Annotated in this window: 25 protein-coding genes and 1 pseudogene; 17 read left to right on the top strand and 9 right to left on the bottom strand. The window is 68.8% G+C overall.

Features of this window, described 5'->3' with window-relative positions; translation table 11 throughout:
* Positions 1-25 precede the first annotated feature (25 nt).
* The 4 genes from DT074_RS21540 to DT074_RS21555 all read left to right on the top strand — a co-directional run bounded on the left by DT074_RS21540 (position 26) and on the right by DT074_RS21555 (position 3,688).
* Positions 26-463 carry an FKBP-type peptidyl-prolyl cis-trans isomerase gene (locus DT074_RS21540; protein ID WP_119421954.1) on the top strand — a complete coding sequence of 146 codons (438 nt, stop codon included), beginning with the start codon at positions 26-28 and terminating at the stop codon, positions 461-463.
* Between the two features lie 122 nt (positions 464-585).
* The gene (locus tag DT074_RS21545; protein ID WP_162915086.1) at positions 586-1,353 is read left to right on the top strand and encodes an alpha/beta fold hydrolase; all 768 of its coding nucleotides are present in this window, start codon (positions 586-588) and stop codon (positions 1,351-1,353) included.
* On the top strand, positions 1,350-2,795 hold the full coding sequence (locus DT074_RS21550; protein WP_119421929.1) for an amidase: 1,446 nt from the start codon (positions 1,350-1,352) through the stop codon (positions 2,793-2,795). The genes DT074_RS21545 and DT074_RS21550 overlap by 4 nt, the downstream gene beginning before the upstream one ends.
* Positions 2,796-2,902: 107 nt before the next feature.
* The gene (locus tag DT074_RS21555) at positions 2,903-3,688 is read left to right on the top strand and encodes a trypsin-like serine peptidase (RefSeq protein ID WP_162915087.1); all 786 of its coding nucleotides are present in this window, start codon (positions 2,903-2,905) and stop codon (positions 3,686-3,688) included.
* Between the two features lie 12 nt (positions 3,689-3,700).
* On the opposite strand, the gene DT074_RS21560 is transcribed toward DT074_RS21555, so the two are convergent.
* From DT074_RS21560 to DT074_RS21575, 4 genes are all read right to left on the bottom strand, one after another.
* A complete protein-coding gene (locus DT074_RS21560) occupies positions 3,701-4,813 on the bottom strand; it encodes a hypothetical protein (protein ID WP_119421931.1) in 1,113 nt (370 codons plus the stop codon).
* A gap of 43 nt (positions 4,814-4,856) precedes the next feature.
* The gene (locus DT074_RS21565; protein ID WP_119421932.1) at positions 4,857-5,579 is read right to left on the bottom strand and encodes a hypothetical protein; all 723 of its coding nucleotides are present in this window, start codon (positions 5,577-5,579) and stop codon (positions 4,857-4,859) included.
* Positions 5,576-6,124 (bottom strand): hypothetical protein, encoded by a 549-nt coding sequence (locus tag DT074_RS21570; protein ID WP_119421933.1) that lies wholly within the window; start codon positions 6,122-6,124, stop codon positions 5,576-5,578. Before DT074_RS21570 ends, DT074_RS21565 begins: the two co-directional genes overlap by 4 nt.
* Positions 6,125-6,323: 199 nt before the next feature.
* The gene (locus tag DT074_RS21575; protein WP_119421934.1) at positions 6,324-6,677 is read right to left on the bottom strand and encodes a DOPA 4,5-dioxygenase family protein; all 354 of its coding nucleotides are present in this window, start codon (positions 6,675-6,677) and stop codon (positions 6,324-6,326) included.
* A gap of 85 nt (positions 6,678-6,762) precedes the next feature.
* Here DT074_RS21575 and DT074_RS21580 point away from each other — a divergent pair, with 85 nt between their 5' ends.
* The 8 genes from DT074_RS21580 (at position 6,763) to DT074_RS21615 (ending at position 13,242) form a co-directional block, all read left to right on the top strand.
* On the top strand, positions 6,763-7,392 hold the full coding sequence (locus tag DT074_RS21580; protein WP_119421935.1) for a flavin reductase family protein: 630 nt from the start codon (positions 6,763-6,765) through the stop codon (positions 7,390-7,392).
* Positions 7,393-7,606: 214 nt separating this feature from the next.
* Positions 7,607-7,888 (top strand): hypothetical protein, encoded by a 282-nt coding sequence (locus tag DT074_RS21585; RefSeq protein WP_119421936.1) that lies wholly within the window; start codon positions 7,607-7,609, stop codon positions 7,886-7,888.
* Positions 7,889-7,940: 52 nt separating this feature from the next.
* Positions 7,941-8,219: an HPr-rel-A system PqqD family peptide chaperone gene (locus DT074_RS21590; protein ID WP_119421937.1), complete on the top strand. Its 279-nt coding sequence runs from the start codon at positions 7,941-7,943 to the stop codon at positions 8,217-8,219.
* Positions 8,216-9,133, top strand: a complete 918-nt coding sequence (locus DT074_RS21595; protein WP_119421938.1) for an HprK-related kinase A — start codon at positions 8,216-8,218, stop codon at positions 9,131-9,133. The genes DT074_RS21590 and DT074_RS21595 overlap by 4 nt, the downstream gene beginning before the upstream one ends.
* Positions 9,133-10,227, top strand: a complete 1,095-nt coding sequence (locus DT074_RS21600) for a nucleotidyltransferase domain-containing protein (RefSeq protein ID WP_119421939.1) — start codon at positions 9,133-9,135, stop codon at positions 10,225-10,227. Before DT074_RS21595 ends, DT074_RS21600 begins: the two co-directional genes overlap by 1 nt.
* Before the next feature lie 80 nt (positions 10,228-10,307).
* Positions 10,308-11,315, top strand: a complete 1,008-nt coding sequence (locus tag DT074_RS21605) for an efflux RND transporter periplasmic adaptor subunit (RefSeq protein ID WP_119421940.1) — start codon at positions 10,308-10,310, stop codon at positions 11,313-11,315.
* A gap of 2 nt (positions 11,316-11,317) precedes the next feature.
* Positions 11,318-12,565, top strand: coding sequence for an ABC transporter permease (locus DT074_RS21610; RefSeq protein ID WP_119421941.1), 1,248 nt, complete (start codon positions 11,318-11,320; stop codon positions 12,563-12,565).
* On the top strand, positions 12,562-13,242 hold the full coding sequence (locus tag DT074_RS21615; protein ID WP_119421942.1) for an ABC transporter ATP-binding protein: 681 nt from the start codon (positions 12,562-12,564) through the stop codon (positions 13,240-13,242). The genes DT074_RS21610 and DT074_RS21615 overlap by 4 nt, the downstream gene beginning before the upstream one ends.
* A gap of 11 nt (positions 13,243-13,253) precedes the next feature.
* Here DT074_RS21615 and DT074_RS21620 read toward each other — a convergent pair whose 3' ends face one another.
* Entirely contained in the window at positions 13,254-13,760 is a 507-nt protein-coding gene (locus DT074_RS21620; protein ID WP_162915088.1) for a PAS domain-containing protein, read from the bottom strand.
* Between the two features lie 96 nt (positions 13,761-13,856).
* On the opposite strand from DT074_RS21620, the gene DT074_RS21625 reads away from it, so the two are divergent.
* From DT074_RS21625 to DT074_RS21640, 4 genes are all read left to right on the top strand, one after another.
* Positions 13,857-14,723, top strand: a complete 867-nt coding sequence (locus DT074_RS21625) for an LLM class F420-dependent oxidoreductase (protein WP_119421944.1) — start codon at positions 13,857-13,859, stop codon at positions 14,721-14,723.
* Between the two features lie 124 nt (positions 14,724-14,847).
* A complete protein-coding gene (locus tag DT074_RS21630; RefSeq protein WP_119421945.1) occupies positions 14,848-15,723 on the top strand; it encodes a polysaccharide deacetylase family protein in 876 nt (291 codons plus the stop codon).
* Positions 15,724-15,768: 45 nt separating this feature from the next.
* Positions 15,769-16,005, top strand: coding sequence for a hypothetical protein (locus DT074_RS21635; RefSeq protein ID WP_162915089.1), 237 nt, complete (start codon positions 15,769-15,771; stop codon positions 16,003-16,005).
* Positions 16,005-16,985, top strand: coding sequence for a CobW family GTP-binding protein (locus tag DT074_RS21640; protein ID WP_119421947.1), 981 nt, complete (start codon positions 16,005-16,007; stop codon positions 16,983-16,985). The genes DT074_RS21635 and DT074_RS21640 overlap by 1 nt, the downstream gene beginning before the upstream one ends.
* On the opposite strand, the gene DT074_RS21645 is transcribed toward DT074_RS21640, so the two are convergent.
* Positions 16,982-18,274 (bottom strand): GntT/GntP/DsdX family permease, encoded by a 1,293-nt coding sequence (locus DT074_RS21645; protein WP_119421948.1) that lies wholly within the window; start codon positions 18,272-18,274, stop codon positions 16,982-16,984. The genes DT074_RS21640 and DT074_RS21645 overlap by 4 nt on opposite strands.
* Before the next feature lie 110 nt (positions 18,275-18,384).
* Between DT074_RS21645 and DT074_RS21650 the strand changes: the two genes are divergently transcribed.
* Positions 18,385-19,644, top strand: a complete 1,260-nt coding sequence (locus tag DT074_RS21650; RefSeq protein WP_162915090.1) for a glycoside hydrolase family 5 protein — start codon at positions 18,385-18,387, stop codon at positions 19,642-19,644.
* A 26-nt stretch (positions 19,645-19,670) separates the two neighbouring features.
* On the opposite strand, the gene DT074_RS21655 is transcribed toward DT074_RS21650, so the two are convergent.
* The 3 genes and pseudogenes from DT074_RS21655 to DT074_RS21665 form a co-directional block, all read right to left on the bottom strand.
* The gene (locus DT074_RS21655) at positions 19,671-20,168 is read right to left on the bottom strand and encodes a hypothetical protein (protein ID WP_119421950.1); all 498 of its coding nucleotides are present in this window, start codon (positions 20,166-20,168) and stop codon (positions 19,671-19,673) included.
* Between the two features lie 38 nt (positions 20,169-20,206).
* Positions 20,207-20,707 (bottom strand): SDR family oxidoreductase, encoded by a 501-nt coding sequence (locus tag DT074_RS21660; protein ID WP_119421951.1) that lies wholly within the window; start codon positions 20,705-20,707, stop codon positions 20,207-20,209.
* Between the two features lie 5 nt (positions 20,708-20,712).
* A pseudogene (locus DT074_RS21665) lies at positions 20,713-20,830 on the bottom strand (IS5/IS1182 family transposase); the annotation flags it as partial.

The raw sequence follows: 20,830 nt of genomic DNA on the forward strand, positions 1-20,830 counted from the left end.
GGCGGCGCAGAACGGAGCCTTCTCAATGACAGCAGCGCGTGCGGGCGATGTCGTCCGCGTTCACTATACCGGTACATTCGACGACGGCCGGACCTTTGACAGCTCGGCGGGGCGGGAACCGCTGGAATTCACCCTGGGCGAAGGCGAGGTGGTTTCCGGATTCGATGCCGCGGTGACCGGCATGTCGGTCGGCGAAAAGAAGACCGTGAAGCTGAACCCCGAGCAGGCCTATGGCCACCGCCGCGAGGACCAGGTGATGACGGTGGCGCGCAACATGCTGCCGGCCGAGCTGAAGCCGAAGCCGGGCATGCAGTTGCAGGCCAATGCGCCAAATGGCGGCCAGATCGTGCTGATCGTGGTCGAGGCCAACGACGATTCCGTGACCTTGGACGGCAATCACCCGCTGGCCGGCAAGCGGCTGACCTTCGAGATCGAGCTGATCGGGATCGCCGAGGCCGCCTGATCCGCTGCCGCGTCTCCAGACCGGCGAAGGCCGGGTCCCCCGGGGCGCGCGCACTGCTCACATCCGTGATGCGTGATTGACGCGGCTTGACGATGGCCGTCGCTTGTCCGCAGCCTCACGACATGCTGCCGCATTTCGAGGTGCATGGCCGCGGGCGCGGCCCCTTCCTGCTGCTGGTGCACGGCTTCCTGTCGAGCCGTGCGCAATGGCGGCTGAACCTCGACGCACTGGCGGAGGTGTGCCGGCCGGTGGTGGTCGAGCTGTTCGGGCATGGCCGATCGCCGGCGCCGGCCGATCCGGACGCCTATACGGTCGCCGCGTATCTGGCGGCCTTCGAGGCGATCCGCGCGCAGCTCGACGCCGAGTGCTGGTTCGCCTGCGGACAGTCGTTCGGCGGCGGGCTGGCGATCCGCTATGCGCTGGCGCATCCCGAGCGCCTGCGCGGCCTGATCTTCACCAACTCGGTTTCCGCATTGTCGCGGCTCGATCCGGCGGAGATGGAACGCCGGGCGACCTTGATCGAACAGGGCGGCCGCGCGGGCCTGGAGAGCATGCGAATCCACCCGCGCCATGCGCGGCGCCTACCGGCGGAAGTGAAGGCGGAGCTGGTGGCCGATGCGGCGCTGATCGCGCCGGAAGCCATCGCCCGTTCCATCCGCGTAACGCGCACCGATCTTTATGCCGGCGACGACCTGCATCGGCTTGCCATGCCGGTGCTGCTGGTGAACGGACGGAACGAGGCGGCGTTCCAGCCGCTGCGCGACCGGGCGGCAGCGGCGATTCCCGGCGCCAAGGTCGCCGACCTCGAAGGCGGCCACTCGGTCAATATCGACGCGGCCGAAGGCTTCAACCGGGCGGTGATCGGCTTTCTGGGCGAGGTGGGGGCATGAGCGACGAGATGATCCGGATGACCGCGACCGAGGCGGTTGCGTGCCTCCAGTCGCGCGAGATCTCGCCGCTCGACCTGATCGACGCAGCCGAACGGCGTATCGCCACAGTCGAGCCCGCGGTCAACGCGCTGCCGACGCTCTGCTTCGACCGCGCTCGCGAGCATGCCAGGCGTCTGATGGCCGGAGGGCGGCGCGATGCCGAGACGGAGCCCGGCTGGCTCGGCGGCTTGCCGGTCTCGATCAAGGATCTGATGGACGTGGCCGGGGTGCGCACCACCTATGGCTCGCCGATCCACAAGGACCATGTGCCGACGGCTTCGCATCCGCTGGTCGAGCGGATCGAGCGCAAGGGCGGCATCGTGGTCGCCAAGTCGAACACGCCGGAATTCGGCGCCGGCGGCTCGACCTTCAACGAGGTGTTCGGCAAGACGCGCAATCCGTGGAACACCGCGCTGACCTGCGGCGGCTCCACCGGCGGCGGCGCCGTCTCGGTTGCGACCGGCGAGGTGTGGCTTGCGCATGGCTCTGACCATGCGGGCTCGCTCCGGCGCCCGGCGACCTATTGCTCGGTCGTGGGCCTGCGGCCGTCGCCGGGGCGGGTCAGCCGTGGCACGCCGAACAACCTGTTCTCGCCGCTCTCGGTGGAAGGGCCGATGGCGCGCAACGTGGCCGATATCGCACTGTTCCTCGATACCCTGGCCGGGCTCTGCCCGCACGATCCGCTGACCTTCGAGGCGCCGGCTGTGTCGTTCGTCGAAGCGCTGCAGCGGCCGACGGCGCCGAAGCGCGTCGCCTTCACCGCCGATTACGGTGGCAAGATCACGGTCGAGCGCGAGACCCGTGAGATCTGCGCCGCGGCGGCGCGCCGCTTCGAGGCACTTGGCGCCGTGGTCGAGGAAGCATCACCGGATCTCGCCGAGCTCGAACGCGCCTTCATGATCCTGCGCGGCCAGCATTTCGTCGTCGCGCATGGCGAGCGGCTGAAGACCCATCGCGACCTGATCAAGCCCGATATCATCTGGAACACGGAAGCCGGGCTGAAGCAGAAGCCCGAGGATCTGGCCTGGGCCGAGCGCGAGCGCGCCGCCTTCTTCCGCCGCATGGCGACGTTCTTCCAGACCTACGACCTGCTCGTGACGCCGGGCGCGGCGACGCCGGCCTTCGATGTCGATCTGCGCCATCCGGCAACCATCGACGGCGAGCCGCTCACCAACTACATGGGGGCATCGATGGTCAACGCGGCGATCACGTTGTCGAGTCAGCCGGCGATTGCCGTACCCTGCGGCTTCGACCGCTTCGGCCGCCCGGTCGGCCTGCAGCTGGTGGGCCGGCCGCGCGGCGAAGCCGCGCTGCTGCAGGTGGCCTGGCTGTTCGAGCAGGCGACGCGGATCGACAAGCAGCTGCCGATCGATCCTCGTCCCGGGGCGGTGCCGCCCTCTTGACGCGCCGCCCGCGGGCCAGGCCGGCGGCAGGATCCGCATAGCCGAGCGGGACCCGCCTCCGGTCAGATTTGCGATTTCGCCACCTTCATGCCGGTATGAAGCCCGGCATGATGCGGTTTGTCCCGAAGCTGGCACTGGCAGTGGCGATCATCGGAATGGCGCCACCGGCGGCGCGTGCCGCCGGACAGCTGCCCGGTATTTATGGCCAGGACACGCGCGAGATCGTGGCGCCCGACAAATGGCCATGGACCGCCATCGGCAGGGTCAATCGCGCCGGATACCGCAACCGGGGTCTCTGTACTGGCACCCTGATCGCGCCGCGCCATGTGCTGACGGCGGCGCACTGCCTGTACGACGCCGGTGCGAAGCGCTGGTCCAAGCCCGACGAAGTGTTCTTCCTGCCCGGCTATCGCGGCGGCGAGGCCTTGGCCCAGACCAGGGTGGCGATGATCCACGTTGCACCGGGCTATCGCCCCGATCTCGGCAAGCCGGATTTCGTCAGCGACTGGGCCGTGCTGACCTTGAGCGAGGCGCTCTCGATCCGACCGGTGCCGCTGCGCGCCATGCCGAGCGCCGATCTGGCCGGCGCCGGGCGCTTCGCCGCGGCGGGCTTCGCGCAGGACCGGCCGCACGCGCTCTCGGTGGATTTCGCCTGCCGGCCGGAGCCGGCGCTGGCGCCCTCGCCCTTGATCGGCCACCGCTGCAATGCCACGCGCGGGCAATCGGGCGGCCCCTTGCTGCTGCTGTCCGGCGGCGAGGTGGCCATCGCCGGTATCGTCGTCGGCGGCAGATACCGGCGCGGGGGCGAGGAGATCGAGACGCTGGCCTCCATCTTCCTCGGCACCGCCGCCTTCCTCGACCCGGTCGCGCGCATCACCGGCCGGCGGAATTGAACGACGCTTTCTCTATCGTCTTCGATTGGTGTCGATCGCGCCGGCGATGCCTTGGGCCACTTCGGAACAGCTGGCCCAGCCAATGGCGAAGCTCGAGCCTCGGCTCTGGGCGCTGGCCATCTCCATCGTGCTCACGCGAGAAGGGTGTTCTGCGCCTCCTGTCGCGGCCTCCAGATCGAAAGCCCTTGCCGAAATCTGGGAGCCGAGATCCTTGGAAGTGGGCAAGTCGAGGCACAGCGCGCCGAAGCAAGTCGTGACGTCGCGGTACGCGCCGCCGAGCCGCCCTCCGCCGGCATGGACGATGTAGCGGATCCCGAGCTGCGCCGTGCGCTCGCGTATCACCGGATGATCGAGCAGGGCCGCGAGATCGGAGCTGAAATAGGGTTTCGTGCTCGGCTCCAGCCAAGGATAGAGCCGGTCCCGCAGGACAGACGTCTTGACCATCGGCATGCCATGCAGTGCGTCGCTGAGTGACTCCGCCACGCATTCGGCGATCCGGCCATCGACTTCCAAGCGTTCGGGCAATACGGCAAAAGCGGCGTCGCCGACGCGGCTCGGCGCGGCGTGCAGGGGTGAGGCCGGTTCCGACCCGAACTTCGCGAGCCGCACGAGCAGGCCGGCGGCCGCATCGCGCAGGGCCTGCGGAAACCAGTCCTCTTCCGTTGCGTGGCTCGGGCTTGCACCCGTCGCGCTGATCCGTTGGATCGATGCGCCATCGGGCGCACGTATGTCCAGCGCGTATTCGACTTCGGCGCCGTGCCCGTAGCCGATCCGATGCAGGTCGGGAACCACGACGAGGTCGATATCCGGGATCGCCACGGGGGCGACGGGCCGCGTGGGCAGTTCGACCACGCGTCGGAAGGCCGAGTTGATGACAAGCCGCAACGTTCTGAGATGTGCATCGCCGGCATCGACGTCGTAATTCACGCGCAGATAGTCGTTATCGCCGCGCCGCACCATCCATTCGCCCGTGCTGCGATGGTTCGCCAGATCGGGCGGGTACCAGACGGCGACCGTTTTCGGGAGGGGCTGGAACGCCGGTGCCGGCAAATCCGGCGATGTCGCTTTCAGTGTCGCGGTCCGATGACCGGTGCACCCGGCGAGCACGGTCAGCAGCGCAACCATGGCGACGCGAACGGGTCTGCGCATGCCTGGCGGTCCGGCCCCGTCAGCGCTGCTCGCCGGCGGCAAACGCCTTCGCAATGGCGTTGCCGACCTCCGAGCAGACGCGCGATCCGGTCGGTGCGATGAAGATGATCGGGACAATGCCGACCAGCAGGCCCGCACTGGTGCCGCGCGAGGTTGCATCCCGACCGCCAAGCGCAACACCTTCCCGGAGATCGAGCAAGGTCGCCGACAGTTGGGCACCGACGTTCTGAGAGGTGAAATCGACGCACCCGCCGATGCTGCAGCCTCCGTAGCTGCGCGCCGTCTGGTCGAGCCGACGTCCCCCGATATGCACGACATAGCGGATATCGAGGGATTTCAGGCGCTCCTGCAGCAGGGGCCGTTTCAACAGCGCGAGCAGGTCCTCCTCCATATACGGCTTCGTTCCCGGTTCCAGCCACGGAAACAGGCCGTCACGCAGCTTGTCGAAGGGGAGCTGCCGCGCCGTGGGCGCCGCCTGCGCGATGGCGCGGGCGATGCAATCGACGGCTTTGCCATCCTCTGCCACGTCGATCCGCTCCGGCAGCAAGGCGTAGCCTTCGGCGCCTGCGATTGCCGGGAGGCTGTCGGTCGCACGTTCGGCCGCCGTATTCCCGGAACTGGCCGGGCTGGCGACCACCGGGCCGGTGGCGCGAACCTGGGTTTCCGTCGGGGCAGGACAGCCGCCGAGCAGCAGGAGGACGGAGACAATTGCCGTGCGGCGCGCGCGGGTGGCCGGCATCATGAATTTCTCCGGCGATCGGGTGCCGCGGCCCTGTGGCGCTCAGCGAGCCATTTCTCGAGCTTCTCGTTCGTGGTGAGGCGCACCAGGATCTGCGCGGCGGCATCCCGCATGGCGACTTCCAGCCAGCGTTGCTCGGGCACGCTTTCCGAGGCCGAGCCAGAGACGAAGATATTGGTGAAGTGCTCCCCGTCGGGAAGAATCAGGCTGATTCGATAGCGCACCGTCGCGCCGGCGCCGTATTCGACCCAGGCGACAGTCGGCATCGCGATCAGATCGACGGTCGGATCGTCGATCGGCCCGCCGGGTTCGGACGATAGCGGCTTCACGTGGCGGAACGCCGCGGAGATCATCCTTCGAAGCACGGTCAAGTGAGCGTCGCCACTCTGGACGTCGTAGTGCGTGACGATCTGGTCGCCGTTGGGGCGGCCCTTGGATCTGGTGCCGGTGGCGCGATGCTCGCCAAGCTCCGGCGCGTACCAGACGGCAACCGTGATCGGAAGTGGATCGAACAGCGGCTCCGGCAGTGGCGGCGGCGCTGCTCTCACCGTTGCAGTTCGGGTGGTTGTACAAGCACAGAGCGCCAGGACGGCTGCGATGGCAAGAAGGCGGATGCAAGTCCGCATCGGCGATTGCTTTTTAGAGTTGAGCAGGCAGCACAAAGTGCCACTTCACCAAGGCGAGATCAATCGCAAGCAGGGCGATGCGCGCCGAAGCACCGCCGTGTCGGGACGTATCGTCGGCGGATCAGGCCGCCGGCCGGAACACGTCGAGATCGAGTTCGAGCTTGGCGCCGAGCCAGATGGCGCGGTCGCGGTGGTCGCCCAGGTCGTCGCCGGTATTGGGATGGATGAAGACCACGAGGTCGCCGCGGTTGAGGGCGAGCCAGGGCACGATGGCGGCGAAGATCTCGGGCTTGAACGCGACCTGATAGCTGAAGCGGGGATGCGGGCCGACCAGCTTTTCGTGGAAGCGGCCCATCTCCATCTCGAACCTGGCCTCGATCTCGCGGCGGAGCGCCAGCGCGGCGTCGCGGCTCGGCGCGTCGAAATAGACGTGGGCGTGCCAGTCCTGGATGCTGGCGATGTCTTTCGTTGTCATGGCTCGATCCTCCCTCGCGCCGCGCCGGCGCGCAAGCAGGGCGGGGGACGAGGTGGCCCAGGCGACCCGAGGGGGAGGCGAAGCGATGTTCTACGATGCCCGCGAGCGCAATCACGGCCTGCCGGCCGACCCGTTGAAGAGCCTGATCGTGCCGCGGCCGATCGGCTGGATCTCCACGATCGACCCGCAGGGCCGGGTCAACCTCGCGCCCTACAGCTTCTACAACGGCGTGTCGGAATTCCCGCCGATGGTCTATTTCGCCATCACCGGGAAATACGGCGACACGCCGACCAAGCATTCGCAGATGAACGCGGAGGCCACCGGCGAGTTCGTGGTCAACATGGTGACCGACGAGCTGAAGGAGGCGATGAACGTCACCACCACCATGGTCCCCTATGGCGTCGACGAGATGCGGCTCGCCGGCCTGACCCCGGCACCGAGCCGGCTGGTCAAGCCGCCGCGGGTGGCCGAGTCCCCGGTCGCGCTGGAATGCAAGTACTGGCGCACCCTGGAAATGCCGGTCGACCCGGGCCGCCCGGATATGCAGGCCTACGTCGTCTTCGGCCAGGTGGTCGGCATCCATATCGATGACCGGGTCATCAAGGACGGCCGGGTCGACGTCGCGGCATTCAAGCCGGTGGCGCGGCTCGGCTACAGTGAATACACGACAGTGAACGCGGTCTGGCGCATGCGACGACCGGACGACCCGCGTTAATATTGGCGCCGCTGCGTTAACTACATTTTCCGTCAATGCGCTTTACAATTGCGCCCGACCCGAGCCGCCCGGAAGGATGAACCCTTTGTGACTTCAGTCACTTCGGCAAATGTGACAATTGCGGTACATTTATTGCTTAGTAAGCTGGCGCCGTCAGGATCGCCAGCCGTCCTGCCGGCTGAGCGCCGGTCGGGCCATCGGAGGAGCGTAGGTTATGAGCGAGAGCGACCATCCGACGCCGGACGCGAAGGGCCCGCAGCCGAATCGGGGCCGTCGCGCGCTGCTGAAGGGCGCCGCCTGGTCCGCTCCGGCTGTCCTGACGCTCACCAGTGGCACTGCCTGGGCCGCCTCGCTCACCTGCTTCGAGCGCAATGGCGGCCACCAGGGCATGACCAAGAAGGAAAAGAAGAAGTTCATCAAGCAGTACAGCCTGAACTGCTACCTGTCGGGCGGTCCGGTCGGCGATTACGGCGGCGGCGACAAGGACGACGACTGACGGCGCGCCCGGCGCCGTCGCGGCGGGCCGATTTTCGCTTCACAACTCGGCGATGCGTCGCTGGCGCGTAACCGGCTGCCGGCCGGATCTCATTCGTCTGTGGGACGATCAATGCGTCCTGTTCAACCTCTCCTCGGGACAGACACATCAATTGAATGCCCTGGCGGAGGCTGCGTTGCGCATCATGATGCAGCGGCCGATGGCGCCGAGCGAGATTGCCGAGGCGCTCGCGATCGAGCTCGAGACCGAAGCTGATCCGGCTTGGGTTCAGCAATTCGATCAGCTGATCGCAGAGTTCGATCGCCTGGGCCTGATCGAGCCGGTGCCATGAAGCTCGGCGAATTGTCGACGGACGAGACCGCAGCCCAGCTCGCCGGTGCCGGCCTTGCCCTGGAAACCGGACCCTTCGCCGTCAATCTGCGTTGCGCCGCGCCCGGCGCCGCGGCCTTCATCCGTCTGCTGTATCCCGAGCACCGCGTGGCGACCGGCGAGGTGGTGCATACCGACGTCGCGGTGCGGCCGCATTTCAACCGCCGCCGGCCCTGGCGGCGCGAGGCGCAGCTGCATATCGACGACCGGCCGCTGATGCAGGCGCTGCCGCGCCGCTTCGCCGCGCCGATGCTGGAATGGGGTCTCAACTTCGCCATCGGCTCGCGCGCCCACCACCTGCTGATCCTGCATGCCGCAGTGGTGGAGAAGAACGGGCGTGCCGTGGTGATGGCGGCGGTCTCCGGCTCGGGCAAGAGCACGCTCTGCGCCGCCCTGGTGAGCGCAGGCTGGCGGCTCTTCTCCGACGAGTTCGGGCTGATCCGCCCGGCCGATGGCGCGCTGATGCCGGTGCCGCGGCCGGTCTCGCTGAAGAACGAGTCGATCGAGGTGGTGCGGCGGCTGATGCCGGCGGCGGTGATCTCGCCGCCCTATCACGATACCGCCAAGGGCACGCTCGCCTATCTCCGCCCGCCGGACGACGCCGTGCGGCGGCAGTTCGAGCCGGCCATGCCGGCCTGGATCGTGTTCCCGAAGTTCCGCGCCGGCGCGCCGCTGACGGCGACGCCGGTGCCGCGGGCGCAGGCCTTCGCCGACCTGCTGGCCAACAGCATGAACTACATTGCGCTGGCCGAGCGCGGCTTCGCGGCGATGGCGCGGCTGGTCGAGAGCTGCCCGGCCTTCGCGCTGGAATACAGCGACATTCCGGCCGCGATCGCGCATTTCGAGGGCCTGGCGGCGGGGGAGACTGCAGCGTGATGGCCGATCCGGCCGGCGCGGGCCTGCTGCGCGCCCTGCGCGAGCCTGCCGCCATGGCGGGGTTCGAGCCGGCGCTGTGGAACCTGGTGCTGCCGCGGGCGCGCAATGCGGGGCTGGTCGGCCGGCTCGGCGTGCGGGCCGAAGCCGCCGGCATCGCGGCCGCGCTGCCGGAGCGCGTGCGCGACATGCTGGTCGCGGCGGAGGCTGTGGCGGCGACGCATGACCGCATGATCCGCTTCGAGGTCGGCCGCATCCGGCGTGCGCTCGACGGCACCGGCATCGGCTTTACCCTGCTCAAGGGGGCGGCCTATGTGCTGGGCGGTCTGAAGGCGGCGCGCGGTCGACTGGTCAGCGATGTCGACATCCTGGTGGCGCGTGAGCGGATCGACGAGGTGGAACGGCGGCTGATCGAGCATGGCTGGCGGCAGGAGAAGACCAGCGCCTACGATCAGCGCTACTATCGCGATTGGATGCACGAGCTGCCGCCGCTCCGGCATCGCGGCCGTATGACCGTGGTCGATGTGCATCACAACATCCTGCCGCTAACCGGTCGGCTGCGCATCGACGCGGCCAAGCTGCTGGCGGCGGCGCGGCCGGTCGAAGGGCTCGACGGCGTCACCATTCTGGCGCCGGCCGACCTCGTGCTGCACAACGTGGTGCACCTGTTCCAGGACGGCGACGTGAATCACGGCCTGCGCGATCTCGCCGATCTGGACGACCTGCTGCGGCATTTCGGGCCCGAGCCCGGCTTCTGGTCAGCTCTCGCGGCGCGGACGGCGGAACTCGGGCTCGGCCGCCCGGTAAACTATGCGCTGCGCCATGCGGCCGCGCTGCTGGGCACGCCGATCGATCCGGCCTTGCGCGCGGCCGTCGGACGAACCGCCGCGCCACCGCCGATTGACCGGCTGATGCAGGCCCTGCTAGGCCGCGCACTGGCGCGCAGCGGCCAGCCGGCCCCCGATCTGCCGACACGGCTGGCGCGGGAGGCGCTCTATCTGCGCTCGCACTGGCTGCGCATGCCGCCGGTGATGCTGGCAGGGCATCTGGCGCGCAAGGGCGCGATGCAATTCCTGCCGGAGCGGCAGGGGGTTTGAGCAGGGTCAACGCCAGAGCGCCGGCGACGCCCTAGTCAGACCATCTGGAAGGAACACGCGGCGAGAAGCAGGCGGCCTGAATGCGCAAATGGCTTGTTCGAGGATCGATCCTTCTGCTCGTCGCGGTCATCGCGGCGGCGGCTGCGTGGTGGCAGTTCGGCCCGGTCCGGGTGCAGGCGGTCCGGCCGCAGCCCGGGCCCGCCGTCGAGGCGGTCTACGGCACGGGAACTGTCGAGCCCGTGGTGATGTTTCCGGTCGCGCCGAAGCTTGCCGGGCGGCTCCGGCAGCTGATGGTCGACGAGGGCAGCACGGTGCGCGAGGGCCAGGTGCTGGCCGAGCTCGACAACCGCGAGCTCTCCGCCTCGGTCCGGGAATGGGAGGCCCGGGTCAATTACAGCGAGAGCCAGTACCGCCGCGCCGAGGATCTGTACAAGAACCGTGTCGGCAGCGAGGCGGCGCGCGATCAGGCGCGCAACGAGCTGGCGACCGCGCGCGCCTCGCTCGAACGGGCAAGGAGCCTGGTCGCCGAGATGACGCTGGCCGCCCCGGTGGACGGCGTCATCATCCGGCGCGACGGCGAGATCGGCGAGCTGATCCAGGCGGCCGATCCGATCTTCTGGATGTCGTGTTGCGGCGCGCTCCGCATCACTGCCGAGATCGACGAGGAGGATATCCGCCGGGTGCGCGCCGGGCAGAAGGTGCTGGTCCGCGCCGATGCCTTTCCCGATCGCGTGTTCGAGGGCCGGGTGGCCGAGATCACTCCGAAGGGGGATGCGGTGGCGCGCAGCTTCCGGGTGCGGATCGCGCTGCCCAACGAGACGCCGCTGATGATCGGCATGACGGCCGACACCAATATCGTGGTGGCGGAGCGGGCGAATGCACTGCTGGTGCCGGCCACGGCCGTGAGCGACGGCAAGCTCTGGCTGGTGCGCGACGGCCGCGCCGTGCGGCAAGCGGTGACCGTCGGCGTCGCCGGCGATAGCCAGGTCGAGATTCGGAGCGGAATCGGCGCGGATGACCTGATCGTCGTGCAGCCGGGCGAACGGCTTCGCGAAGGGCGGCGGGTTTCTGCCGAGGTGGTGCCGTAGCCGTGCCGCTCGGCCTCCGTATTGCTTTGATCCACCTGACCCACCGGCGGCGGCAAACCGTGATGTCGCTGCTCGGCATCACGCTGGGCGTCGCCTTCTTCATGGCGGTCAGCGCGCTGATGCGCGGTTCGGAGGCGGATTTCATCGACCGGCTGATCGACGCCGCGCCGCATATCACGGTCAGCGACGAGTTCCGCACCCCGCCCGAGCAGCCGGTGGTGAAGAGCTATGCCGGCGGCGCCATACGACTGCACGGCCTCAAGCCGCAGACCGACACGCGCGGCATCCGCGGCTACAAGCAGAAGCTGCCGCTGCTCGATGCCATGCCGGGCGTGCGCGTCGCCCCGGTGCTCTCCGGCCAGGCGATCCTCACCTTCGCCGGCAAGGAGCAGGGCGTCACCCTGAACGGCGTGCTGCCGGAACTGATGGGCGGGGTCAGCGATATCGAGGAGAAGATCGTCGCCGGGTCGCTGCAGGCGCTTGCCGCCGATCCGAACGGCATCGTCTTCGGTCGGGCGCTGGCGGAGAAGCTGTTCCTCGACATGGGCGACAACATCACCGTCTCCTCGCCGGTCGGCCAGGTGCGGACGATGAAGATCGTCGGCCTGTTCGATACCGGCACCACGGCGATCGACGAGGGCCAGGCCTATGTGCTGCTCAAGCGCGCGCAGGTCCTGCTCGGCCGGCCCGACCGCGCCAACCGGCTGATCATGCAGCTCGACGATCCCTACGCCGCGCGCGAGGTGGCCGCGACCATCGAGGAGCGCATCGGCTACCGCGCGCAATCCTGGCAGGAAGCGCAGGAAAGCCTGATGTCGGTGCTGCTGATCCGCAACATCATCATGTACAGCGTGGTCAGCGCCATCCTGGTTGTCGCCTCCTTCGGCGTGTTCAACGTGATCTCCACCGTGGTGATGGAGAAGCGGCGCGACATCGCCATCTTGCGCTCGATGGGCTTCCACGCCCGCGACGTGCGGCGCATCTTCCTGGCCCAGGGCGTGATCATCGGGCTTGCCGGCAGCGCCATCGGCATTGCCGCCGGCTATGGCCTGATGGCGCTGCTCGCGGTGGTCAAGATCCAGCCGCCTGGCATCTCCGATGTCGTCAACCTGCCGATCTACTGGGGCGCGGATCAGACGGCGCTGGTGGTGCTGGTTGCCGTGGCCTCCGCGGCCGGCGCTGCCTATTTCCCCGCCCGCAAGGCAGGGCGCGTGCATCCGATCGACATCCTGCGCGGGGGCATGGCGTGAGCGAGGTGCTGCGCGCCGAGCATGTCACCCGCGTGCTGCCGGGCGAAGTGCCGGTCACCCTGGTGCGTGACGTCTCGCTCACCATCAATCGCGGCGAGTTCGTCAACATCCAGGGGCCGTCCGGCTCCGGCAAGTCGTCGCTGCTCTATCTGCTCGGCCTGCTCGACGTGCCGAGCGAGGGCCGGATCTGGCTCGACGGGGTCGATACATCGGGCTTCGTGGAGGACCAGCTCGCCGAGGTGCGGCTCGCCAAGCTCGGCTTCGTGTTCCAGTTCCACTTCCTGCTCGGCGAGTTCACCGTGCTGGACAATGTGATGCTGCCGATGGCGAAGCTCGGCCGGCTGGAGCCGGAGGCGCAGCGCGAGCGCGCGGCGGGTCTGCTCAAGGAGCTCGGCCTCGGGGAGCAGCTGCACAAGCGGCCCGACCAGCTTTCCGGCGGCCAGCGCCAGCGTGTCGCCATCGCCCGCGCCATGGCGAACGAGCCTTTGATCATCCTGGCCGACGAGCCGACCGGCAATCTCGACACCGCCTCCAGCCGCAACGTGCAGCAGATCCTGAGCGAGGTGGCGCATACGCGGAACAAGACCATCGTCGCCGTCACCCACGACCCCGAATTCGCCCGCGCCGGCGACCGCATCATCCGCATCGTCGACGGTCGCATCGAAAGCGATGGCTGAGCGGCCCGCTGTTACCTGCCGATCAGATCGCGCCGCAGCGCCAGGATCATGTTGACGGTGGTGCCGTCGTCGGAAAGCGGCAGGGCCAGCCGTTCGAACACGATGCGCCGGCCGCTGGTCGGGCTGACATAGTCGTGCAGCGCCCGGCCCGGGCGCGCCGAGGCGACCACGGCGCGGTACTCCGCCAGGAAGCGTACGAGAAGATCGGGCGCCGCGGGAATCTCGGACAGCATCCTGCCGGTGACATCGACACCGACGCCTTGAACCGCATCGGTCCCGAGCAGGCGGATCCGGAAGTCGCGGCCTCCCTCGATGACCTCGAGCAGCATGATCTGGGCGAGCCAGGGCCGCAGCTCGACCGGGCCGAGATCGCGGCGCGCCGGCATGGCCCGGCCCGCGCGCTTGGCGTTCCACAGGTCGAACAGCGGCCCCGCCTCGGCCGACAGCCCGGGCGGCGGCGAGATTTCCGTCGGCGCGTCTCCCGACCGGTCCCCTGCTTCGGAGGGATCTTTGTTCATGACTGTAAGCATAGCGCGGCGCCGTGCGGTTCCGCGAGGCGGGTGCCGCCCTCCCGGCGGATGGGCTAAGCTGCCGGCAATCGGGGAGGAACGGCCATGAAATTCGGGCTGCGCTATTGCAATACCGGCCCCTATGTCGATCCGGCCAAGGCGGTCGAACTGGCCCAGGCGGCGGAGGAAGCCGGCTTCGAATCTATGTGGACGGTGGAGCACACGGTGGTGCCGGCCGGCTACGGCTCCGCCTATCCCTATGCGCCGAGCGGCAAGATGGCGGGCGGCAATGATGCGATCCCACTGCCCGATCCGCTGATCTGGATGGCCTATGTCGCGGCGGCGACCAGGCGCATCAAGCTCGGCACCGCGATCCTGATCCTGCCGCAGCACAACCCGGTCGTGGTGGCGAAGCAGGTGGCGACGCTCGACCATCTCTCCGGTGGGCGCATCCTGCTCGGCATCGGCGCCGGCTGGCTGAAGGAGGAGTTCGAGGCGCTCGGCGTGCCGTTCGAGACCCGAGGCCGCCGCACCGACGAGTACATCAAGGTGCTGCGCGAACTGTGGGGCGCGGAGAAGCCCACCTTCCAGGGCGAGTTCGTCCGCTTCAAGGATACCTATTGCCGGCCGCAGCCGGTGAACAAGCACGTGCCGATCATCGTCGGTGGCCATTCCGAGGCGGCGGCGAAGCGGGCCGGGCGGCTCGGCGACGGCTTTTTCCCGGCGCGTGGCGCGCCGGCGGAACTTTTCGACCTCGCGCGGCGTAGTGCCGAGGAGGCCGGGCGCGACCCGAACGCGATCGAGATGACAGTGGGCCTACCGGACGACCTGGCGCAGATCCCGTCGCTGGTCCAGCTCGGCGTGCAGCGCATCCTGGTGCCGGTCTCGCCGATGGCCGGGCTGAACACGGTGATCGCCTCGCCGGCGGATTGCGCGCGCTGGAAGCCGATCATCGAGCAGTACGCCGACTGAGCAATCGCGCGGCAGGCTGCTCATATCTGAGGCAGCGGGTCTACCATCCAGCCTGAATCCGCTGTCGCGACCGTGGCATGGCGCTTGCTCCGCGCCGGCCGGTGATCTGGCGGAGTAAACCGCGATGGCGAAAGAAATTCTCTGTGCCTTCGGTGTCGATGTCGACGCAGTGGCCGGTTGGCTCGGTTCCTATGGCGGCGAGGATTCGCCGCTCGACATCTCGCGCGGCATGTTCTCGGGCGAGGTCGGCGCGCCCCGCCTGCTCAAGCTGTTCGAGCGCTGGGGCATCAAGACCACCTGGTTCATGCCCGGTCATTCGATCGAGACCTTCCCGGAACAGATGGCGGCGGTGGCCAAGGCCGGCCACGAGGTCGGCGCGCATGGCTACAGTCACGAGAACCCGATCGCCATGACGACCGAGCAGGAAGAGGCGGTGCTGATGAAGAGCATCGGCCTGATCGAGAAGCTGACCGGCAAGAAGCCGCGCGGCTATGTTGCGCCATGGTGGGAGCTCGGGCCTAACACGGCGGAGATCCTGCTGAAGAACGGCATCCTGTACGACCACTCGATGATGCATAACGACTTCCACCCCTATTACGTGCGGGTGGGGGACAGCTGGACCAAGATCGATTATTCGAAGCCCGCCGAGGCCTGGATGAAACCTCTGGTCCGAGGCTCGGAGACCAAGCTGATCGAGATTCCGGCGAGCTGGTATCTCGACGACCTGCCGCCGATGATGTTCGTGAAGAAGGCGCCGAACAGCCATGGCTTCGTCAACCCGCGGCACCTTGAGGAGATCTGGCGCGACCAGTTCGACTGGGTCTATCGCGAGCACGACTACGCCGTCATCACCTTCACCATCCATCCGGACGTGTCGGGCCGGCCGCAGGTGCTCTTGATGCTGGAGCGCCTCTACCAGCATGTGATCAGCCATCCGGGCGTGCGCTTCCTGACCTTCGAGGAGATCGCGAAGGATTACGCCAAGCGCCATCCGACATAGCCCATGTGCGGGCTCTGCGGGGTCTTCGAGGAGGGCCGGCGATGGATGGACGCCGCCGGCATCCTCGATCCCGCGGCGCAGCGGCGCGAGCGGCTGAAGCGGCTCGCGATCCTGAAGCGCGTGCTCGCGCCCTATCGGATCGGCATCGAGGATTATGACGGCCGGTTCATCCTGAGCGCGCCCACCGGCGGGGCGGAGATCGTCGACAATCTATTCGATCTATGGCGCCGGGCAGAGGCGATGGCGCGGCGCCCCATCGACCCGCTGGCGGCGGATTTCTGATGTCGCGCCTGCCGCTGCATGTGCTGACCGGCTTCCTCGGCAGCGGCAAGACGACCCTGCTGAATCGCCTGCTGCGCGATCCCGCCATGGCGGACAGCGCGGTGCTGATCAACGAGATCGGCGACGTGGCGATCGATCACCACCTGGTCGACCGGGTGCAGAGCGAGGACGGCGTCGAGACCATCGTACTGGCCGGCGGCTGCACCTGCTGCGTGGTGCGGGGCGACATGGTGGCGGCGCTGAAGGCGTTGCATGCGCGGCGGGCCGAAGGGCGGGTGCCGCCGTTCGCGCGCGTGGTGCTGGAGACGACCGGCCTCGCCGACCCGGCGCCGATCCTGTTCACCCTGGCCGCCGATCCGGTGCTGCGGCATCGCTTCGAGCGCGGCCTGGTCGTCACCGCCGTCGACGCGGTGCATGGCGCGGATCAGATGCGCCGCTTTCCGGAGGCGCGCAGGCAGGTCGCGCTCGCCGACCGCATCGTCGTGACCAAGCGCGACATCGCGGATGCGGCCACGCTGCAAGCGCGGCTGGCGGCGCTCAATCCGGCGGCCGATCTTGCCGGGCCGGCCGACGACTTGCTCGCCGCGCACGCGGCCTTCGTGGCGGATCCGCTGGCGCGTCTCGGTCGCGCCGGGCCGTTCCTGCCGGCGCTGCCCGTGCCGGCGGAGGCGGAACACACCGCCGACATCGCCGCGGTCGTGCTGACCCGGGCGACGCCGATCGACTGGGCCGCGTTCGGCGTGTGGCTGAGCCTGCTGCTGCATGCGCATGGCGAGCGCATCCTGCGTCTCAAGGCGCTGCTCGATGTCGAGGGCTGGCCGGCGCCGGTGGCGCTGCACGGCGTGCATCATCTCGTGCATCCGCCGCAGCATCTGGAACGCTGGCCGGCGGGCATCGCCGGCTCGCGCATCGTGCTGATCGGCGAGCGGCTCGACGGTGCGGCGATGCAAAGCTCGCTCGACCGGTTCCTCGCGGGTTAGAGCAGCACGGCGCCCGCGAGGATGAGGAGGCCGATGCCGGCCAGGCCTTGCAGCAGGCTGGCAAGGGAGAACAGGCGGAGCGTCGCGGCGACGCCGAGGCGGGTGTGGCCGTCGACCAGCCAGAAATAGGGATCGTTGACATGCGAGGCGGTGATCGAGCCGGCGCCGATCGCCGCGACCGCGAGCGCACGGCCCCAATCCGCCTCCAGGCCGAGCGGCGCGAGGAGGGGTTCCATCATGCCGGCGGCGGTGAGCACCGCGACGATGGAGGAGCCCTGCAGCATCTTCATCGTCGCGGCGGCAAGGAAAGGCACCAGGAGCGTCAGGGCGCCGCCGAGCGGCAGGTCGAGCAGGCGCTCCGCCATCAGCTCCGGCATGCCGGTGTTCTGCAGCACCTTGGCGAAGGCGCCGGCGGCGCCGGTGATCAGCAGCAGCGACGCCGCGCGCTCGGCGGCCTCGCCGACCCAGCCCTTCTCGGACACGATCTCGGGGCGCCAGCGCCGGGCGAGGAGCAGCGTCGCCGCGACGCTGGCGGCGAGCAGGAAGGCGGGCCGGCCGATGCCGATCAGGAACTCGCGGGTATGGCCGCCGCCCAGTGGCTCACTCGGGATCTGGCCGATGCTCTGGACGAAGAGAAAGACGAGCGGAAGGAGCAGCGGGACGATCACGAGCCACGGGCCGACCGTCGCGTCCGAACGCGGCGGCGGGGGGACATCCACGGCGCGGCGGGCGAGCGCGCCGCCGAGCAAAGCGAGCAGGATGGCGAGCGGCGCGCCGAGCGCGAAGACCGGCACCAGCGGCGCCTGCAGGATCGCGGCGGCGGCGACCGGCCCCGGCGCCGGCAGGATCAACGCATGGCCGGCGAGCAGGGCGAGCGCCAAGGTCGCCGCCTGGCGCGGCACCGGCGCGCCGGCCACCGCCCGCTGCATCGGCGCCAGCAGGGCGAAGGCGGCGCTGATGCTGGCGCAGAGTCCGGAGACGAGGCCGAGCGGCACCCAGATGCCGGCGCCCCGCGGCCAGCGGCGGGCGAAGGCGGCGGCCGCACCGGTGCGTTCGGCGAAGGTGGCGGCGATACTGGCGGCGACGATGACGAGGCCGAGCGCCTCGACCGTCTGGGTGAAGCCGATGGTGATCGACTGGCCGATGAAGGTGACGGCCATGTCGGCGCCGAGGCCATAAGCGACGGCGATCAGGATCAGCGCCAGAAAGGCGTGCAGGCCGACCCGCGCGGTGAGGAAGGCCAGGCCGGCGAGCGCGACGGCGAGCAGGACGGCTTGATAGATCGACATTCTGTTGCGGAAGGGCAGGCTGGCTGGCGCCAGCGGTATCGGCCGCACCCTTGGGCGTCAAGCGAAACGGCATGCTAAGGTCGCTTCCGCATCATACCTCGCATCCTGCCGTGCGCTTCCCGCTCCGACTGCTGTCGCTCATTCTCGCGCTGCTGACCTTTCCGGCCGCGGCCGACGACGGCTTCATTCGCATCGACGGCCGGCGGTTCGTGGCGCCGGACGGCAGCACCTTCCTCATCAAGGGCATCAATTTCGGCAACTGGCTGATGCCCGAAGGCTACATGTTCAAGTTCGAGAAGATGAAGTCGCCGCGCCAGATCGAGGCGGTGATGGAGCGACTGCTCGGCCCGGCGGAGGCGGCGGCGTTCTGGCGGCGCTTCCGCGACACCTATATCGCCGAGGCGGATATCCGGTTCATCAAGTCGGTCGGCTTCAACACCATCCGGATTCCGCTGCACTGGAAGCATTTCGTCGTGCCCGGCACGCCGCCTCGCTTCGAGGGCGAGGGCTACGCGCTGCTCGACCGGGTGATCGGCTGGGCCGGCCGCGCGGGCCTCCGCGTCATCATGGACATGCACGCCGCGCCGGGCGGGCAGACCGGCATCAACCACGATGACGGGCCGGGCTATCCGCTGATGTTCTATGTGCCGGCGCATCGCGCCCTCACCATCGCCCTCTGGCGGCACTTGGCGGCGCGTTACCGAGACGAGCGGGCGGTGCTCGGCTACGACATCCTGAACGAGCCGATCTCGCCCTATCACGACATGGCCTATCTCAACCCCCGGCTCGAGCCGTTCTACCTCGAGGCGACGGCGGCGATCCGCGGCGTGAACGCGAATCACGTCGTGTTCTGGGCCGGCGCGCAGTGGAGCACGAATTTCGAAGTGTTCGGCCGCCCGAGCCTCAGCCTCGCCGGCGCGCGCAACATCGCTTTCACCTATCACAAGTTCTGGTCGTCGACGGAGCGCGACGCTATCCAGTCCTATCTGAACTACGGCAATCGCTACGACGTGCCACTGCTGCTCGGCGAATCCGGCGAGCTGACCGACGAGTGGACCGAGGCGTTCCGGCGCCTGCACGAGCGGCACGGCGTCGGCTGGGCCTTCTGGACCTACAAGAATTTGGACTCAGGCTCGACCGTCGTCTCCATTCCGCGGCCGGCGGGATGGGAGGCTGTGACGGCGTTCGGCAACCGATTTCCGCGCGACTGGCCGAAGCAGGCTGACGACGCCGCGGCGCGTCAGGCGCTGGCCGGTTATCTCGACAGCGTCGTCCTGGCGCGGGGCAAGGTGAACTGGAGCTATCTCGCTGCGCTCGGCCTGCGCGGCTCGCCGCTCCCGGACGACGGGGAAGCGATCTCGACGCGGTGACCGCGGCGCCATCGTGCTGCGCGCGATCAGTCCGGCGGGCAGGGGCTCCCGGCCCGTATCCAGGCGATCGCCGCCGCGACGAAGGCCTCGCGGGCGAGCGGCGGCGGCGCACGCCCGGTGCCGGCGTTCCAGGCCCAGGCGACCAGCGGGTCCTCGACCAGATGGCGGCCCAGCGCCTCGGCGTCGCGGCCGCCATTCTGTGCCGGATCGGTGATCTGACGGCAGATGGCGGCCGCGCTGCGCCCGCTGAACATCATCGGCCGTTCCGGCGAGGGCATTTTCCAGTTCGGCGCGCCGGGCATCACCGGCGTGGCGGCCTCGCGATGGCAGTTGGCGCAGGTCGTCGCGCCGCTGCCGGCCCCTTCTGGCCCACGCTGCGCCGGCGGCAGATGCGGCCGGCCGTCACGCCGCAACGGGCCGTCCCCGGCGGCGTGACAATTGGTGCAACGCGGATGCGCGAACACGTCGTAGTGCGGGCGGAACGTACCGTCGGCCGCCGCGCCGCCCGGGGCCAGCATCAGCATCGCCGCCAGGATGGCCGCCCGCGCGATGGACGCTCCTCTCAGGGCCAGCCGCCGGTGAAGCCGATCACCTGGCCGGTGACGAAATCGGATTTGCCCGAAACCAGGAAGGCGACCAGCTGGCCGATCTCCTCCGGCCGGCCAAGTCGCTGCAGCGGCACCATGTCCTTCAGGCGCTGCACGTATTTCGGATCGTCCTGCCATTGCGCCTTGGGATAATAGGTCTCGCTGTAGAGGAAGTTCGGCGCCACCGCGTTGACCTGGATGTTGAACGGGCCGAGCTCCTTCGCCAGCGCCACGGCGAGGCCGCTCGCCCCGGCGCGACCGGAGGCATAGACGGTGAAGCCGGGATAGGGGCGGAACGGCGAGGCGGAGGTAAGCAGCACCATGCGCCCGCCGCCTTGTGCCTTCATCACCTTAGCGGCCGCGCCAGCGAGCCGGAACGGCGCCACCATCAGGCTGTCCAGCGCCTTGCGATAGTCGTCCGGATCGGTCTCGTCGATCTTGCTGCGCCGCGCCGGGAAAGCATCGTTGCTGACCACGGCATCTAGGTCGTGGACTCATAATCTCTGGCCCAGAGGCGTGCTGCGGCGATGGTGATGGCGGCAAGGTAGTTTCGGGCGAGCTTGTCGAAGCGTGTGGCGATGCGCCTGAAGTGCTTGAGC

Origin of the sequence: Desertibaculum subflavum, from assembly GCA_003576705.1 — a bacterium.
Lineage (GTDB): Bacteria > Pseudomonadota > Alphaproteobacteria > Ferrovibrionales > Ferrovibrionaceae > Desertibaculum > Desertibaculum subflavum.